Origin of the sequence: Enterococcus sp. AZ126, from assembly GCF_051714545.1 — a bacterium.
GTDB lineage: Bacteria > Bacillota > Bacilli > Lactobacillales > Enterococcaceae > Enterococcus_L.
This window is the reverse complement of the sequence record NZ_JBIOSB010000001.1, coordinates 1,734,041-1,750,556: the sequence shown is the minus strand read 5'-3', so window position 1 is coordinate 1,750,556 and position 16,516 is coordinate 1,734,041. Positions and strand designations below refer to the sequence as shown.

17 protein-coding genes and 1 CRISPR repeat array are annotated in these 16,516 nt (G+C 34.0%); all 17 genes read left to right on the top strand.

Annotated features, from left to right (window positions below; all coding sequences use genetic code 11):
• The first annotated feature begins 1 nt into the window (after position 1).
• The 17 genes from cas4 (at position 2) to IGI43_RS08310 (ending at position 16,224) form a co-directional block, all read left to right on the top strand.
• Positions 2-655, top strand: coding sequence for a CRISPR-associated protein Cas4 (cas4, locus tag IGI43_RS08390; RefSeq protein ID WP_438757358.1), 654 nt, complete (start codon positions 2-4; stop codon positions 653-655).
• On the top strand, positions 652-1,683 hold the full coding sequence (gene cas1c, locus IGI43_RS08385) for a type I-C CRISPR-associated endonuclease Cas1c (protein ID WP_438757357.1): 1,032 nt from the start codon (positions 652-654) through the stop codon (positions 1,681-1,683). Before cas4 ends, cas1c begins: the two co-directional genes overlap by 4 nt.
• 58 nt (positions 1,684-1,741) lie before the next feature.
• Positions 1,742-2,635, top strand: coding sequence for a hypothetical protein (locus IGI43_RS08380; RefSeq protein ID WP_438757356.1), 894 nt, complete (start codon positions 1,742-1,744; stop codon positions 2,633-2,635).
• A 22-nt stretch (positions 2,636-2,657) separates the two neighbouring features.
• The gene (cas2, locus tag IGI43_RS08375) at positions 2,658-2,948 is read left to right on the top strand and encodes a CRISPR-associated endonuclease Cas2 (protein ID WP_438757355.1); all 291 of its coding nucleotides are present in this window, start codon (positions 2,658-2,660) and stop codon (positions 2,946-2,948) included.
• Positions 2,949-3,123: 175 nt separating this feature from the next.
• Positions 3,124-4,103: direct repeats of the CRISPR family, unit length 33 nt; unit sequence GTCTAGCTCTGTATAGAGCTAGTGGATTGAAAT.
• A 273-nt stretch (positions 4,104-4,376) separates the two neighbouring features.
• Positions 4,377-4,913, top strand: coding sequence for an HdeD family acid-resistance protein (locus IGI43_RS08370; protein ID WP_438757354.1), 537 nt, complete (start codon positions 4,377-4,379; stop codon positions 4,911-4,913).
• Positions 4,914-5,262: 349 nt separating this feature from the next.
• On the top strand, positions 5,263-5,886 hold the full coding sequence (locus IGI43_RS08365) for a nitroreductase family protein (RefSeq protein ID WP_438757353.1): 624 nt from the start codon (positions 5,263-5,265) through the stop codon (positions 5,884-5,886).
• A 35-nt stretch (positions 5,887-5,921) separates the two neighbouring features.
• Positions 5,922-7,004 carry a FecCD family ABC transporter permease gene (locus IGI43_RS08360; RefSeq protein ID WP_438758833.1) on the top strand — a complete coding sequence of 361 codons (1,083 nt, stop codon included), beginning with the start codon at positions 5,922-5,924 and terminating at the stop codon, positions 7,002-7,004.
• Positions 7,005-7,006: 2 nt separating this feature from the next.
• Positions 7,007-7,771, top strand: a complete 765-nt coding sequence (locus tag IGI43_RS08355; protein ID WP_438757352.1) for an ABC transporter ATP-binding protein — start codon at positions 7,007-7,009, stop codon at positions 7,769-7,771.
• 39 nt (positions 7,772-7,810) lie between these two features.
• Entirely contained in the window at positions 7,811-8,818 is a 1,008-nt protein-coding gene (locus IGI43_RS08350) for an ABC transporter substrate-binding protein (protein WP_438757351.1), read from the top strand.
• A 908-nt stretch (positions 8,819-9,726) separates the two neighbouring features.
• Positions 9,727-10,833, top strand: a complete 1,107-nt coding sequence (locus tag IGI43_RS08345) for a tyrosine-type recombinase/integrase (protein ID WP_438757350.1) — start codon at positions 9,727-9,729, stop codon at positions 10,831-10,833.
• A 340-nt stretch (positions 10,834-11,173) separates the two neighbouring features.
• Positions 11,174-11,845, top strand: a complete 672-nt coding sequence (locus tag IGI43_RS08340) for a winged helix-turn-helix domain-containing protein (RefSeq protein ID WP_438757349.1) — start codon at positions 11,174-11,176, stop codon at positions 11,843-11,845.
• An 87-nt stretch (positions 11,846-11,932) separates the two neighbouring features.
• Entirely contained in the window at positions 11,933-13,036 is a 1,104-nt protein-coding gene (locus IGI43_RS08335) for a DUF916 and DUF3324 domain-containing protein (protein ID WP_438757348.1), read from the top strand.
• Positions 13,033-13,704 (top strand): hypothetical protein, encoded by a 672-nt coding sequence (locus IGI43_RS08330; RefSeq protein WP_438757347.1) that lies wholly within the window; start codon positions 13,033-13,035, stop codon positions 13,702-13,704. Before IGI43_RS08335 ends, IGI43_RS08330 begins: the two co-directional genes overlap by 4 nt.
• A 2-nt stretch (positions 13,705-13,706) precedes the next feature.
• Positions 13,707-14,219, top strand: a complete 513-nt coding sequence (lepB, locus tag IGI43_RS08325) for a signal peptidase I (protein WP_438757346.1) — start codon at positions 13,707-13,709, stop codon at positions 14,217-14,219.
• 21 nt (positions 14,220-14,240) lie between these two features.
• Positions 14,241-14,558: an LPXTG cell wall anchor domain-containing protein gene (locus tag IGI43_RS08320; protein ID WP_438757345.1), complete on the top strand. Its 318-nt coding sequence runs from the start codon at positions 14,241-14,243 to the stop codon at positions 14,556-14,558.
• On the top strand, positions 14,548-15,330 hold the full coding sequence (locus IGI43_RS08315; RefSeq protein WP_438757344.1) for a WxL domain-containing protein: 783 nt from the start codon (positions 14,548-14,550) through the stop codon (positions 15,328-15,330). The genes IGI43_RS08320 and IGI43_RS08315 overlap by 11 nt, the downstream gene beginning before the upstream one ends.
• Positions 15,331-15,390: 60 nt before the next feature.
• Complete coding sequence (locus IGI43_RS08310) at positions 15,391-16,224, top strand: WxL domain-containing protein (protein ID WP_438757343.1); 834 nt, start codon at positions 15,391-15,393, stop codon at positions 16,222-16,224.
• Positions 16,225-16,516: the final 292 nt, after the last annotated feature.

Below are 16,516 nucleotides of genomic sequence, written 5' to 3'. Positions count from 1 at the left end.
TATGTATGAGGAACAAGATTATTTAATGATTTCAGGTATCCAGCATTTTCTTTTTTGCCGCCGACAATGGGCCTTGATCCATATTGAACAACAATGGCAAGAAAATGTTTTAACACTAGAAGGACAATATTTACACGAAAAAGCAGATCAGCCGACGATTAGAGAAAAGCGCAAAGATCACTTGATTGTTCGTGCATTGCCTATCCATTCGCCAACCCTAGGAATTACTGGAATCTGTGATGTAGTTGAATTTGTTCAAGACTCAAATGGTGTATCTTTAAACGGAGAAATAGGCACTTTTTCACCTATTCCAATCGAGTACAAACATGGCAAACCGAAACAGGAACTTAGCGATATCTTACAATTAACGGCTCAAGCTGTTTGCTTAGAAGAAATGCTAGTCTGTGACGTTCCTAAAGGATATTTATATTATCATGAAACAAAACGTAGAGAAGAAATTGCGGTTACACCAGCTTTACGTGAAGAACTACAAAAAAATGTTGAAGAAATGCATCAATATTGGCAAAGACGATACACACCTAAAGTAAAAACAGGCAATTTCTGTAAAAAATGTTCTCTACAAAATATCTGTTTGCCTAAGCTGATGAATGTTCAAACCGTCAAAGGCTATTTAGATCGGAGGTTATGTGAATGAGAAAGTTATTGAATACGTTATTTGTCACAACACCTGAAACGTATTTAGCTTTAGATGGAGAAAATATTGTTATTTTAAAAGCAGAGACAAAGCTAGGAAGAGTCCCTCTTCATAATCTAGAAGCAATCGTAACAACTGGTTATTTGGGGGCAAGTCCAGCATTGATGCGTAAATGTGCTGAGAAAAATATTGGGCTGACATTTTTAACAACGACAGGAAAGTTTGGCAGCCGGGTCACAGGTGGAACGACTGGAAATGTAACCTTACGAAAAAAACAATATCGTATATCTGACAACGAAGAAGCAAGTTTGGCGATTGCAAAGCATTTTATTATTGGTAAATTATATAACCAGCGCTGGATGTTAGAGCGAGTAACGAGAGATAATCCGATGCGGATAGATGTTGAACGGTTTAAACAGATTTCTGGTGAACTAAAAAAATATATTGGTGATATTCGCCATGTGGGAGATCTAGAATCACTAAGAGGGATCGAAGGACAAGCAGCAAACCGTTATTTTCTATTGTTTGATCAAATGATTTTACAGCAAAAAGTTGATTTTGGTTTTTATGGTAGAAATCGCAGACCACCTTTAGACAATGTAAATGCTATGCTCTCTTTAGCGTATACTCTGCTGGCACAAGAATGTGCAGCCGCTTTAGAGACGGTCGGACTTGATCCCTATGTTGGGTTTATGCATCAAGATCGCCCAGGACGAGCTTCTTTATCATTAGATTTAATGGAAGAACTACGAGGTATTTATGCGGATCGATTTGTATTAACGTTGATTAACAAGAAAATGATCACTGGAAAAGATTTTCTTAAAAAAGAAAGTGGTGCTGTTATTTTGACGGATGAAGGCAGACGAAGATTCTTTCAGCATTGGCAAGAAAAGAAGCAAGAAAGCATTCAGCATCCATTTTTAGGAGAAAAAATCAATTGGGGGTTAGTCCCTTATGTTCAAGCTTTGCTTTTAAGTCGTTTTTTAAGAGATGATTTAGATGGCTATCCCCCATTTTTATGGAAGTGATGATTGTTTTAAGTTGGTAAGTAGCTACTATAATGGAGTAAGAAAAGGAGTTTTTAGAATGAATGAAGAACTTGGCAAAATTTTTGGAACATCAGATAAAGAAATAATCACAGAACAATTAACAATAAAGGATAATTTGTTGAAATTCAAAGATATGACGATGCAACTAAGCAATATTTCGCAAATTTATGATGGTAAATTAAAATTTAAAATCTCTAAATGGATCATTATTCTTTTGCTAATTTCATTTGTTGGATTATTTAGCGAAAATTTTAAAACGATTGGAATAGTGGGATTACTTATTTCTGGTGGGTATATTTTCTTCGTTTATCAGAAATACATGGAAAATAGAATTTATTTATTCTTTATTTTGAATTCAGGGCAGACATATCGTTTGATGTTCAAAGATAAAACATTTTTAGATCAAGTGAAATCATTGATTGAAGCGGCATTTAATAGTAAACACGGTGACTATACTATAAATATAGCAGAACAAAAAATATTGAATGGGGATCAGCAGGTGTTTAATGGAAGCCATAGTAATGTGAATTTTGGGGTTCAACAAGATCATTCTCAAACGAATCATATTACAGAAAGTTTTAATCAAACAGATGATCATTCATTTAAGGTAGGCCGAGATATGACAAATAGTTCCATTCAATCAGCTACTTCAAAAAGTAAGATGGATACATCTGTACAAAATGAAACGATGGAAACCTATGACTGGCCAGTAATAGAAGATTCATTAGAAAAAATTATAGCAACAATTAAAATCGACAGCCCAGTAAAACAAGCAAGTCAAGAAGCTTTGCTGGCAGCTAAAGAAGAAAATACCAGTAAATTTGAAGCAGTAATTAGAGCGCATAAAACTGAATTTCTTTCTGATCTTTTTCAAAATACGGTAAGTGGCGTGTTGGCACAAGTGATTACAAAACTTTGTGGACTAGCTTAAATTAGGAAAGTAGTGACGTTAAATGTTGATATTGATTACCTATGATGTAGCGACCAGTTCGAAAAATGGTCCTCGTCGTTTGAGAAAAGTAGCAAAGAAATGCCAAGACTACGGACAACGGGTTCAAAACTCTGTTTTTGAATGTGTTGTTGATGCAACTGAGTTAGTGAAATTAAAAAACGAATTGATTGATTTAATTGATGAAGAGTTAGATAGTTTGCGTATATATCGATTAGGCAATAATTATCAAAATAAAGTAGAGCATATAGGTGCAAAGGAAAGCTTTGATGTAGAAGCACCATTGATATTTTAAAAGAGTAAATATAATTTGGTGCGAACCCTAAGTGCACATGAAATTACTGGGAGATTCGCACCATAATTTAACTGTTTTTCAGCAAAGAAAGGCTCTTTTCTCATTTAAATTTAATTTTAAAAATATTATTTTGTGGAATAACAAAAATATGTTATATATTTTTGCCATTTTCACGGTCTAGCTCTGTATAGAGCTAGTGGATTGAAATTCCAAGTCAACGCCTGTATCTGACCAATCGAATATGTCTAGCTCTGTATAGAGCTAGTGGATTGAAATAGCTTGTTCAGCGTCCATAATATCGCTCGATAAGGTCTAGCTCTGTATAGAGCTAGTGGATTGAAATACTTTTTACCTGGTTAGAAGTGTATCACTAATTACGTCTAGCTCTGTATAGAGCTAGTGGATTGAAATTTTTCTTCTGGTTTATCAACATTGTGCGTGAACTCGTCTAGCTCTGTATAGAGCTAGTGGATTGAAATTTTTTCTATTTGAGCCTGTTCGCTTAGCGTTTTAGTCTAGCTCTGTATAGAGCTAGTGGATTGAAATTTTCTCAAAAACCATTTGTTCAATAATTGTACTAAGTCTAGCTCTGTATAGAGCTAGTGGATTGAAATGGGTCAACAAGACAAAAACCCAAACGGAAGCAAGTCTAGCTCTGTATAGAGCTAGTGGATTGAAATCCAAAAGAAAGGATGACAAAAATGAGTGATATCAGTCTAGCTCTGTATAGAGCTAGTGGATTGAAATCTATCTCGGGTACACCTCTAACTCGTATGTATCTGTCTAGCTCTGTATAGAGCTAGTGGATTGAAATATAGCCAACAGTCCCGTTAAGGAATAATTCAGGCAGTCTAGCTCTGTATAGAGCGAGTGGATTGAAATCCTGCTAAGAGGCAACACCGTGCGATGCCAAAAGCACGTCTAGCTCTGTATAGAGCTAGTGGATTGAAATTGATTTAGTCATTTTAATGATCTCCTTTTTCTCTCGTCTAGCTCTGTATAGAGCTAGTGGATTGAAATTACTTCCCATTTACCCAACGCTATTGGGTCAAATTGTCTAGCTCTGTATAGAGCTAGTGGATTGAAATATGATTCGTTTGGATTTTCCATAGCCGTTTTTATGTCTAGCTCTATATAGACCTAGTAAATTAAAATACTAATATAAGCTTTCATACTAACCACTTCTAACAAGTCTAGTTCCATTCAGAACTAATACAAGCAGTTTAGTTTTGCTAAATCAGTATCCTTAAATAGCAATCAACTATATTTAAAACGTATCCTATAAAAGATATACCTCTCAAATATAGCTAATTAATCTATCATAGTTCATAAAAATAACAGTAAATAATTCATATTATTCGTTTTATTTTAAGAAATTCGATACAATATAAGTTAGAATCAAGTAAAGTTTTACTGGAGGAGATACTAATGAATAACGTTATGGAGCAACTAAGAAAATATGCACTGTTACGTGGAATTGTGTATATGATTTTTGGATTATTGATTTTGTTTAATCCAAGAAGTGTATTTCAAGTAGCTGTCTATTTTATATCAGCGTATATTGCGATTATGGGTGTTTTAAATCTTTATGATGGGTTTAAAGTGAAAAAGGCAACAGGTACCTATGGCATGAGCTTTCTAGGTGGAATTGTGTTATTAGTGATTGCAGGGATCGTACTTGTGTTTGCAAAAGGAATTGTAAGTATTTTACCGATTTTCTTAGGTTTAATAATTGTAATTGTTGGAGTCATTCGTGCAATTCAAGCTGTGAATATACGTGCATATGTAAATGTCAGCTGGTTACCAATGTTGATTTACAGTGTGATTTTAATTATTGCTGGATTAGTTTTAACGTTTAATCCATTCAGCAGTTTATTGGTACTTTTCCAATTATTTGGTGGTATTCTTATTTTTATGGGAATTGGCGAATTTGTTTCGTTCTTCCAGTTACGCAAAATCAATTAAGAGTTGATCGTATAAAAGTTAAACTATAGCTAAAATCGGATCTAACGATTTTAGCTATAGTTTTTTTGTAAGCAGAAAAGAATTTTAAGGCAAATACATTCATTCCTATGTATTGACGAACTGAAAATATTCTCTCAAAAGTAGCTGCCTATTTGTTTAGATAGAAGAACATTCTATAGTCTAAAATAAGTAAAGTTTTATGCTCTCAAAATGAAAAAGAAACTTGCAAAAAAAATAGTGAAATGGTACTCTTAAATTCTAATTGAGAATGATTTTCAATTTCAATTAATACGAAGTTTTATTCTACAGAGCTACCAAATATATAATGACAAAAGAATAGGAGTAAATGATGGATATTGAATCAATCGAACAAGTCATTAGAGAGCGCCGAACAATTCGAACATTATCGGATCAAGCGATTTCTATGGAAGTTATAGATGAACTATTAAGAAGCGCCAGTTATGCCCCTTATCATTCGAAAGAAGAGCCTTGGGATGTAATTATCATTAAGGATACAGCAGATCGTCAGTTATTTGTAGAAAAAATTATGGAAAGCTATGATAGATTAGACATTTGGGCACGTTACGATCAGAAAAATCTAGCAACTGCTAAAAAAAGAACACAAGAGTATTTTCTGGATGTCCCTGTGACATTGATTGTCACAGCGCCCATACATGAAAGTGAAAAATTGAACTTGGAAGCAATTGGGGCCGTTTCAGCCTTTATCCAAAATTTTCAACTAGCGGCTTGGCCCAAAAAAATCGGTGTCACTTGGCGGACGATCCCAGTGATTTTTGACGAAGTATTCAAACAAGCAGTCGGTGTGGAAACTAATCGACAAATCATCGGTTTACTTGATATCAGCGCAGTAGAGGAAAAGGTGAAACTACCGACAAGTCGTCGAAAACCGGTGGAACAATGGACAACACAATTGTCTGAGAAAATAGCAAAGATGAGTGAAAACAATGGGTAGCTCAGATATACAGGAGGCGTATTTTTTTGCAGGTAATCAAGGTAAGTAATACAAAATCCAAGACTAAAAATCAACATCTTTTTCCGTGGATTCTATTATTATTAGTACTATTGATCTTTTTTTCGATTCTCTATTCATTGATTAATGGACAAGCGAATATTTCGATGGAAGATGTATTTCAGATACTTTTAACTAAGTTATCTGGCGGACGACTTGGATCCCTTGATGGAATCACCAGTAACTCTGCAGTAAACATTATTTGGTTTGTTCGGACGCCAAGAGTGATCCTAGCTGTTTTTGTGGGAATGGGGTTGGCAATAACGGGTGCTGTAATGCAGGCTGTTGTTCAAAATCCTTTAGCTGATCCGTATATTCTAGGTATTTCTTCTGGCGCTTCATTGGGAGCGACCTTTGCCATTTTAGTTGGATTTGGCACGGGAAGTATTTTTGCACAATTTGGCTTGGCTTTTGGTGCCTTTGTCGGTGCGATGGCAGCGGCTTTTGGTGTACTTATTTTATCAGGAATCGGTGGTCGGATGACGTCGATCAAATTGGTTCTATCGGGTTCAGTGATTGGCGCATTGTGCAGCTCTATTTCTAGCTTTATTGTGTATCTTGCGAATAACGCTGAAGGCATGAAGACCGTAACCTTTTGGGCAATGGGGAGTTTGGCTTCTGCGAGTTGGAACAAGCTGGCTGTTTTATCGATCACGGTTATTGTGATCACAGGTTTCTTCTTATTCCAACATCGTATTTTGAATGTCATGTTATTAGGCGATGAAGCGGCAATTACGCTAGGTGTTCCTTTGAGCAAATACCGTCAATTATATTTACTTTTAGCTGCTCTTTTGACGGGTGTGATTGTAGCCTATTCTGGTATGATCGGTTTTGTGGGATTGATTATTCCTCATATCGTACGTGGGTTTATCGGGTCAAATCATAAACAGCTGCTACCGATCGTGGCATTGTCGGGTTCTCTTTTTATGATTTGGGCTGATTTACTGTCACGAATCATGATTCCAAGTGTTGAACTGCCGATTGGAATTATTACATCAGTGATCGGTGCACCGTTATTCATCTACATTATTGTCAAAAAAGGCTACAATTTCGGAGGCTAACAATGGAATTAACTGTAAAAGACTTAGAAATATTGATTGGGCAAGAATCGATCGTTAAAAGCATCTCTTTTCAAACGCAAAAGAAACAATTTGTGGGGATCATCGGAGCGAATGGCTGTGGTAAATCAACGATGTTAAAAGGAATCTATAAAGGAATTAAGCCAAAAGCGGGTCGTGTGTTTTTAGATGAATTGGATCTTTTAGCTGTTTCTGAAAAAAAAGTAGCTCAAAAATTAGGCGTAGTGAATCAATTCAATGAATTGAATTTTGATTTAAGCGTTTTTCAAATGGTTTTATTAGGTCGAACACCGCATAAAAAATTATTAGAATCGGATACACAAGAAGATATTGAGATTGTGATGGATGCGTTGGCTAAGACGAATTTGACCAGCTATTCTGATCGAAGTTTCTTGTCATTATCTGGTGGTGAAAAGCAACGTGTGATTTTAGCTCGAACGATTGCACAGCAACCTAGCTATATGATACTGGATGAGCCGACCAATCATTTGGATATTCGCTATCAACTAGAAATATTAAGTTGTGTGAAAAATCTTGGAATTGGTGTTTTAGCCGCACTTCATGATTTAGAATTAGCCGCACATTATTGTGATTATATTTATGCGATGAAAGCGGGAAAAATAATTGCTGAAGGAAAACCAGAAGACTTATTTACAGCTGAATTGATCGAAGAAATATATAGCGTCAAATGTACGATTTATCAAAATCCCGTGACGCATCGTATAGGGTTTGCCTATTCGTTGGACTAGTGATTATATTTAAATTTATATGTAGAGGAAGCGAAAAAAATGAAAAAAGCACTTATTCTTAGTTTATTAGGTTTTACAATGTTGACAGCTTGTAGTCCAAAAGAACAAAAAACTGTTGAAACCCCAAAAAGTGAAGGGTATCCTATAACGATTCAGAACTTTTCCAAAGCAGAAGGCGCAGAAAGTTGGCAAAAGAAAGATCAAACGTTTGATAAAGCACCTGAAAGAGTTTTAGCGAACACACAGCCTGCCGCAGAACTTTTATTGCATTTAGGATTAAAAGATAAAATTGTCGGTGTAGGTGCTGTTTTCGGTGAGCCAGATAAATCAGTCGAAAAAGAGTTTAATGAATTGAATCATTTATCAACGGACTATATTGGCAAAGAAGTGGCTTTAAGCGTTGATCCAGATTTAGTATACGGGCGAGGTGGATTATTTGATAATCAAGATTGGGGTGTAGGTACCGTTGATACACTTAATGACATGGGAATAAAAACCTTCGTATTGAACTCTTCTGTAACGAACGGTACGTTTGACTCGATTTATGATGATATTGATAATTTAGGCAAAGTCTTCAATGTAACGAATAAAGCGGATGAATTCAAATCTGAGCTGAAAGAACGTCAAGCAACCTTAGATAAAAAATTAACTAAAATCAAAGACGATCAAACCTTTGCCTATCTTCATACAACAGATCCAGCCGAATTATATGTCTATCCTGCTCACAACGAAACATTTTTCAACGATATTTTTAAAATGGTAAAATTGGATAATGTCTTTAAAGAGGAAAAAGGCGAAGTCAGCGTGGAAAAATTGATTGAAACAGATCCTGATGTCTTGATCGTGGCCGATTGGCAAACGATGAAAGGCGGAATCTCCGGTGAAAAAATGATTGATTCTGTACTGAAAAATAAAAAACTTTCTAGTATGAAAGCAGTTAAAAATAAACAAATTTATGCGGTTGATTATAATTATATGTTTGGCTATGGCTATCAATCATTAGAAGGAATAGAAAAATTAGCGGATCAAATGTATCCAGAGAAATAAAGCAGCTACTTCCATACTTAGCGATGAGCATACAAAATGAGTCTCACGATGTGTTAATCAATAGTACAGTTTTTGATAATGTAATAACATAAAGTTGGTATACCGCTGCACTATTCTAGATAAACCAATTTTTTGTCTAAAATAGTGTGAAGAGTTGAAATTCGCTGCAATCAAAAGTATAAGGGTATGAACTATTCAATGTGGTCGTAATAACCACAACAAATGCGATAAAATTTTCAGAGAGTCAAACGTTTTGGAAACATAGCAAGTAGTTCTTTTGAAAGGGACAGTTACACAAAGGGGCGGAACTAAACCACATTAGCAGATTATTATGTTGAATATGAAGGAAAGAACAACGATTCATTAAAGTGCTTCTAGTTTAGAAGGCGTTGCTTCTACTCACACTATTTATTCGGATTTCTTAAGGCTAGGACATAACTCTACGAGTTATATCTTAGCTTCTTTTTTTAGTGGCTAATCATCGTGTCCCAAAAAAATGATATATAAAGTATAAGAAAAGTATAATTTTGTATAATTATGAATGATTTATATGAATAGTATAATAAAATGATATTTTGTCATAATGTTTTTTGAATGAAATAATTATAGATAGAATTTAGAATATAAACCCGAAAAGACACAAAAATAAGCTATTTTAAGCAAAATAGCTCTCTTGTGAGTTCATTGAAATTTATAAATAGACGTAAATGAGAGAAAGATTTATGTCTTGGAATTTTATATACTAAGTAAAATATTGTGATTTCTTTATTAATTATAGATAAAAAAAATGGAAAATACAATAGTTTTTTTATATGTTTCATAAAAAACGTCGATAACCCTTTATTAACAAGACTTTGCTTTACTTATTTTAATGCCGTCAAATAAGCCGTCAAGAAAGGAAGAATCACATGGCACGTAAAGGTGAAAATATCTATAAACGAAAAGATGGTCGTTGGGAAGGCCGTTATAAAAAAGGACGTAAAGAAAATGGCCAGTTAAAATATGGCTATCTTTATGGAAAAACATATACTGAAGTGAAAAATCGCTTATATTCTTATAAATTGAAGTACCAAACCATTGTTCAACTCCGTGGAGAAAGTACGTGTACTTATGAGGAATGGACTCTTCAGTGGCTGACGCAACACCAACATTGTCTAAAAAGTGCTACTTACAGCACATATCTTTATAAATTGACAAAATATGTGTTTCCAACGATCGGACTGATTTCGTTAAATGAACTAACGAGCGAACAGCTACAAAAACTGATTGATCAGTGGCAATATCAGGGTTTGAAGCCGACCACCATTCATGTATTGTATCAGATCATCAAAAAATCATTAAATGAGGCCTATGAACAAGAACGGATCATCCAAACCCCCTGTCAGCGAATTCGATTGCCCAAAAAGCAAAAAGTCCATGCAAAAGCATTAACCAGAGCCCAACAAACTAAATTAGAAACAAACGTCAAAGCATTACCGCTGTATAAAGGATTACCCGTTTTGTTAGCGCTGAATGCAGGACTTCGTATTGGAGAAATCGCTGCATTACGCTGGGAGGATATTGATTTAGAGCGCCGAACGATTCATGTCCACCAAACATTGCAACGTGTGCCTATCATAGGAGGAGGGGAACGCACACAATTGATTTTTGATCGTTCAAAAACGGACTGTTCCGACAGAATAGTCCCGATAAGTCATACATTGTATAAATACTTAAAAAAATGGAAGAGAAAAACCACAAGTAGATATGTCTGTTCGAATAAAAGTACCCCGTGTGAGCCAAGACTATTGACCTATTATTTCCACAAAATTCGAAAGAAATGTGGGATTATTTCCGTGCATTTTCATCAATTAAGGCATACTTTTGCGACGCGATGTATTGAGACCAACGGGGATGTCGCTTCCGTAAGCAAATTATTAGGACATAGTTCCACCCAGACGACATTGGATGTTTATACAGACTCGTTGATTGAAAGTCGACAACGAGTGATTGCACAGATGGATCAAGCAAAATAAAAAAATACAGTTGAAAGAGTAAATAAAAAAACAGTCGTTTTTATTTATGGCTTTTTGCCATACTCTTTTTTGGTAGCGTTTTCTATATTTGGTGTTTTATAAAAAATATGAACTATGTAGTATTGTTTTTTTTTAAAACAGATGCTTTTTTATTTTTCTTTTTATTTTTAAGCCGTCATTTATAGTCAAAAAAGCAGTTGAATAACTTACCTAACTTGATTTTACAGTTGATTACTTAGTATATAAAATTCCAAGAAACAATTAAGATAATTTTTTTATAGAATTTTGATAAAAAAAGATAGAATATTATTGTTTAATAAATGGAAAAGGAGTGAATGATGTGTCAAAAATTGGCATTTTATCAGATCAAAAAGAGTTAGAACAAAAATTGACACAGTTATTTCCAGAAGAACGTTATCAATTAGTTTCATTCAATGATAAAAAACAATTTTATCATGTAGATGGATTGATTGTTAATTTAAACAACGATAACCGACTGGCTGAAACTATTAACTGGTTATTACATTCGAAATTGAATCCTAGTGTATTTATATGGATATTGATCCCTGAATTGTTAGAACAAGAGCAAGATATTTTATTTAAATTAGGAGCAAATGATATATTCACTTCTTATGAGAAATTAAAAAAACGCTCGTATGTAATTAAGAATACACTCTCTCGCGTTCAACAGCAAGAAACAAAGCTTACTCTTGGAAAAAACTATTCTTCTTTTCTCAGTACAACGAATCAATCTGTCCTTATAAATGGAAAAGAAAAACAACTGACTCGAAATGAATATAAAATTATTCATCTGCTATTTAGTCATTTTGATGAAACGTTGAGTTATGAAGATATCTTTAAAAAGATCTGGCCTAAAATAGACTACGATAAAGAGGATTCGAATTTTAGGATTTCGAATGTTATTTTTCATTTGCGAGCGAAAATAGAAGAAAGTAATGAATTTATAATTAAAACTACAAGAAGTAAAGGCTATAGGTTGACGGAAAAATAGCGATATCTTTAAGCTAGTTAAAAAATTCGTTACAGTATAGTTGAAATTTCAATTTATTAATTTAATCAAGATACTGAAGGAGTTCATATGAAAAAAAAAATAGTAAATAGTATATTATCGCTTTTTTTTATAGCATTTATAATTTGGCAATCTCCAAATGTTGCTTATGCAACAGATACTGGAATGGCTTATACATATAGGATAGAAAAACCTGATAATCAATTAGACGCAGAAATTGGATACTTCGATTTAATGATGACTCCAAAACAAGAGCAAAAATTAAAAATTAATATTACTAGTTTGTCTGATAAAGAGCAAACAATTGAAACAACATTAGATTCAGCAAAAACGAACAGTAACGGGGTCATAGAATACAATCAAAAAAATATCGATAAAGATGAGTCAATGACTATAGATTTTAACAATATCGTTACTACCGAAAAAGAAATAGTATTGAAGCCAAAAGAAACAAAAACGTTAGAAGTATCAATTAAGATGCCTGAAATTGCTTATGACGGAGTGATTGCAGGTGGGCTGACATTAAAAGCGAAAGACGATGATACGACTGAAAAACAAGCAAATGGATCTCGAGTGAAGAATGAATATGCTTATGTAATAGCGATTTTATTGAGAGAAAACAAAAATGAAGTTAAACCTGATTTAGCCTATCGAAAGACATATGCAGCAGACCGAAATTATAACAATACTATTTTTACTCGTATAGCAAATAGTGTCCCAACATATGAAGCAAACATGACATTAGAAGCTCAAATATCTAAATCGGGTAGTAAAGAAATTCTGTATGAAGCGCGACAAACAGGAATTGAAATGGCACCGAATAGCTATTTTGATTTTCCGATATCAATGAATAATGAGGATATGGTACCAGGAAAGTACGTAGCTAGAGTAAATGCTCTGATCGGTAGTCAATCTTGGAATTGGGAAGAAGAATTTGAAATCACAAAAAAAGATGCAGATAAATACAATGAAAAAAATTCAGCATTAACGCAAGAGACCGTTGACTGGAAGTTGATCCTAGCGATCGTTACAGGTTTTATAGTTATTGTTGGTATCGTTACAGCAATTTACTATTTTTTTGTGAAAAAGAAAAAAAGAGCGAATAAAGCGCAAAAGAAAAAAAAGGTGAACAACGTTCAAAAGAAAAAAAGAAAGTCGAAGTCTGACGTATGAAGATTTCTCAAATGATTCAAGTAACATTAATTACTACAGCGTTAATATTATTCTTTTTATGGATTCTTAGCATAGTATTAGTGATTTTGAAAAAAAAAAAATTGAACATTTTTTTACAAAAGAAGAAGAAAAATAAAAAAAGATTTAAGAAAAGAAGAGCTCAGTTAGAAAGAAAAGTGAGAAAGCAACGAAATCAAGTAATTTTATTATCTATTTTAGAGATAGTTGTATTATCTGGATTATTTGGTTTTATTTATTATCAAACAATTAATGTTGCATCTTTAGATTCCGATTCGATTGTTCGAGGGTATTTTTTAGTGGATGACTTTTCTAAAGAAATAGAAAAAGCTTCTGTTTCTGAAGATGAAGAGTCAAGCAAACAAAATATCAAGTACTTAGCTTTATCAATGGCCACTTATTCAAATAAGCAAGCAGATACTTCGAATACGAAGGAAGGGCAGAGATTGATCAATAAGTATTATAGCATGGTTGGGCAATTAGGGATGAATGCAACAAGAGATATGAATTCTTTTTACGGCAATAAAAACAACGTATTAGAATCCTATAAAGCTGAATTAGCAAGAGTTAAAGATAGTGAGAACAAAGCGTTTGAATTTTATAAAATCAATGCAAATTCTTTAGAAAATGGTGCAAAAGAGAAGGACTAGAAATGAAGTTGATGATTCGAGTCGTATCTATTTTAACAATCTCTACTCTTATTTTTCTTTGTTTGTTTAATATTAAATTTTCAGTAAAAAAAGTTGGAGAGTATTCAATGAGTCCATCGTTGAGTATAAATGATATTGCTCTTTTTGAAAAAGGAGATCATGAATTAAAAAGATTTGACATTGTTTTGATGAAACAGAATTCTACGTATTCAATTCGAAGAGTTATTGGATTGCCAGGAGAAAACATACGGTATAAAAATGACATCCTTTATGTAAATGGAAAAGAACAGTCAGAGCTATTTATTCGTAAAGAAATTAGTGAAAGCGAATTGGCGGGAGGTTTTTTTACAGAAGATTTTACGTTGTATGATCTTATTAACAAAATGGAAATTCCGAATAATCAGTATTTAGTGTTAAACGATAATCGTTTTTTTAAAAATGATAGCCGTAGATATGGTCTAATAGAAAGTTCTGATATCAAAGGAGTATTAAAAAGTAATTTTTCAATTATTTAGAAAAGTAAAGGGGTGTTAAATTTGATAAAAAAAGTAGTATTACTATGTATTTTATGTATCGCCATTTTTATTCCTACTGTTGCCACTGCTGATAATGGTGGACAAGCAGATGTAGATGGGAAAATTATTTTCTATGATACTAGCAGTACCAGTAGTACCGACAGCAAGGCATCAAGTGATTCAAATTCAAGTACGCCGCACAAGAAACCACAGGGACTTTTTCCTAATACAGGTGAAAAAGCCAGCCGATTCATTATACTCTTAGGTGTTTTAATTCTTGGTATAGGTATTTTATTTGTATGGTTTTTGAAAAAAAGGAGGTCTAATAATGAGGAATAAAATTCAATCTGTTCTTTTCTTATTAGTTCTTCTTACAATCAATTCAGTCCCAGCTTTTGCTGCTGAGGAAAATGGCAGAGTTTCAGTTGAGGACTCGGGTACTTCTGGTATTATTGATCCTGAAAATCCTCAAAATATTGTAAATCCAGGACAAGGACCATCAACTACTGGGGCATTGCGAATTGATTATATTTCTTCTTTGAATTTTGGTTCTGAGGATTTGAATGCTAAAGATAGAAAATTTAATTCATTAGCTCAATTATTTTTAGATGATACTTCAGCACGTGGATACTACATTCAAGTATCTGATTTTCGTCCAGATGATGGTTGGCAATTACAGTTGACTCAAAAAAATCAATTCCATAATTCAATTATTCAAGATCTTAGTAACCAAGAATTAAAAGGTGCTGTATTATCTTTTGATAATGGATGGGCGAATACTAATGGAACAGGTCAAACACCTTTGGTTACAAGAGATTCTGTTTCTGTAGATGCATTTAATACAGCCTATACCATTGCTTCCGCTGGTAAGAATGAGGGAAAAGGTTCTTGGACAATCGCATTTGGCGCTTCTAAAGAAAATAAGCAAGGCCAAAAACCTACGCTTACGCCTTTAAAAGATGCGGAGGGAAATCAATTAATAAACGAAGCGTATAACAAGCCGCAATTTAAAAATTCGGCCATCTCTTTAACTATTCCTAAAGAGACAAAAATTTATCCTGTTGAATATTCAACAACTTTAACATGGACATTGCTTGCAGGTCCAACTTAATATCGGCATCAGAGAATCTCTCTTTTGTATAAATAACTTTTTTCCAAGGAGGAAAACAAAATGAAATTAAGAAGTTTAAGCTCTATCACATTATTATCTGCATTGGCACTGGGTCTTGTAGCACCAAGCGCTGTTAATGCTGCAGAATCAAATGGTCACGTAAAAGTTGAAGTAGGGGAAGCAAAACCTGAAGATCCAATCGTTGATCCAGAAAATCCAGATCAAGGACCAGATATTGATCCAAGTACACCAGGAGTAAAACCAGGAGAAACTGGACCATTAGCGATCACAAATACAACAGATCTAGAATTTGGAACGATTAAAACAGGTAATGCTCAGCTTAAAAATAATGCGGCGGCAATTACACTTTTAGATAGCGAAGGAAAACCTTCTGATAAAAAACGTGGTGCATTAGTTTCTTGGTCTGATATCCGAGGTACAAACGAAGGCTATACAATCACTGCAGCGATGACAAAACAATTCGCGCTTGCTGATGGTTCTAAAAAATTAGGTGGTGCAACAATTAGTTATACTAATTCGTTGATTGAAACAAAATCAATCAATAAAGACATCGCTCCTGCATTTGATTCTTCAGCATTCACATTAGGTGAAGATGGAAGTGCAGTAACTGTAGTAAATGCAGCTAAAGGTAAAGGTGCAGGTACGTATGTAATGGAATTCGGCCAAAGTGCTGATTACGATGCATCGAATGCTGTAATTGGAACAAGCGTTACGCCAGCTGGAACTGACACAACTGGTTCATCCGTTACACTAACTGTTCCTCAAGCAACAGTAGCGTCAATGACATTAGGTGACTATACTTCAACTGTGACATGGACAATTGCAGCTACACCAGCTACACCGACTGAACCAGAAGCTACACCAGGTGCTTAATTTAATCACTATTTATAAATGATTTTAAGCTTGGAACAGAAGGCGTAGCTTATGCTCCCGCCGTTTATTCGGATTCCTTAAGGCTAGGATATAACTCGAAGAGTTATGTCCTAGCCTCTTTAAAGAATAGGAAGTAAGTTGTCGGATAAATAAGTAGTATTTTTAATGGTTCATGTTATTTAAGTGTAGTAAAAATATAGAAGACAAAGAAATAGAACAAGAATATTATTCATAGTAATTTTTGAAAGTCAACTATATTCAATTAACTTCCTACGACTTTTTGTATAAATAA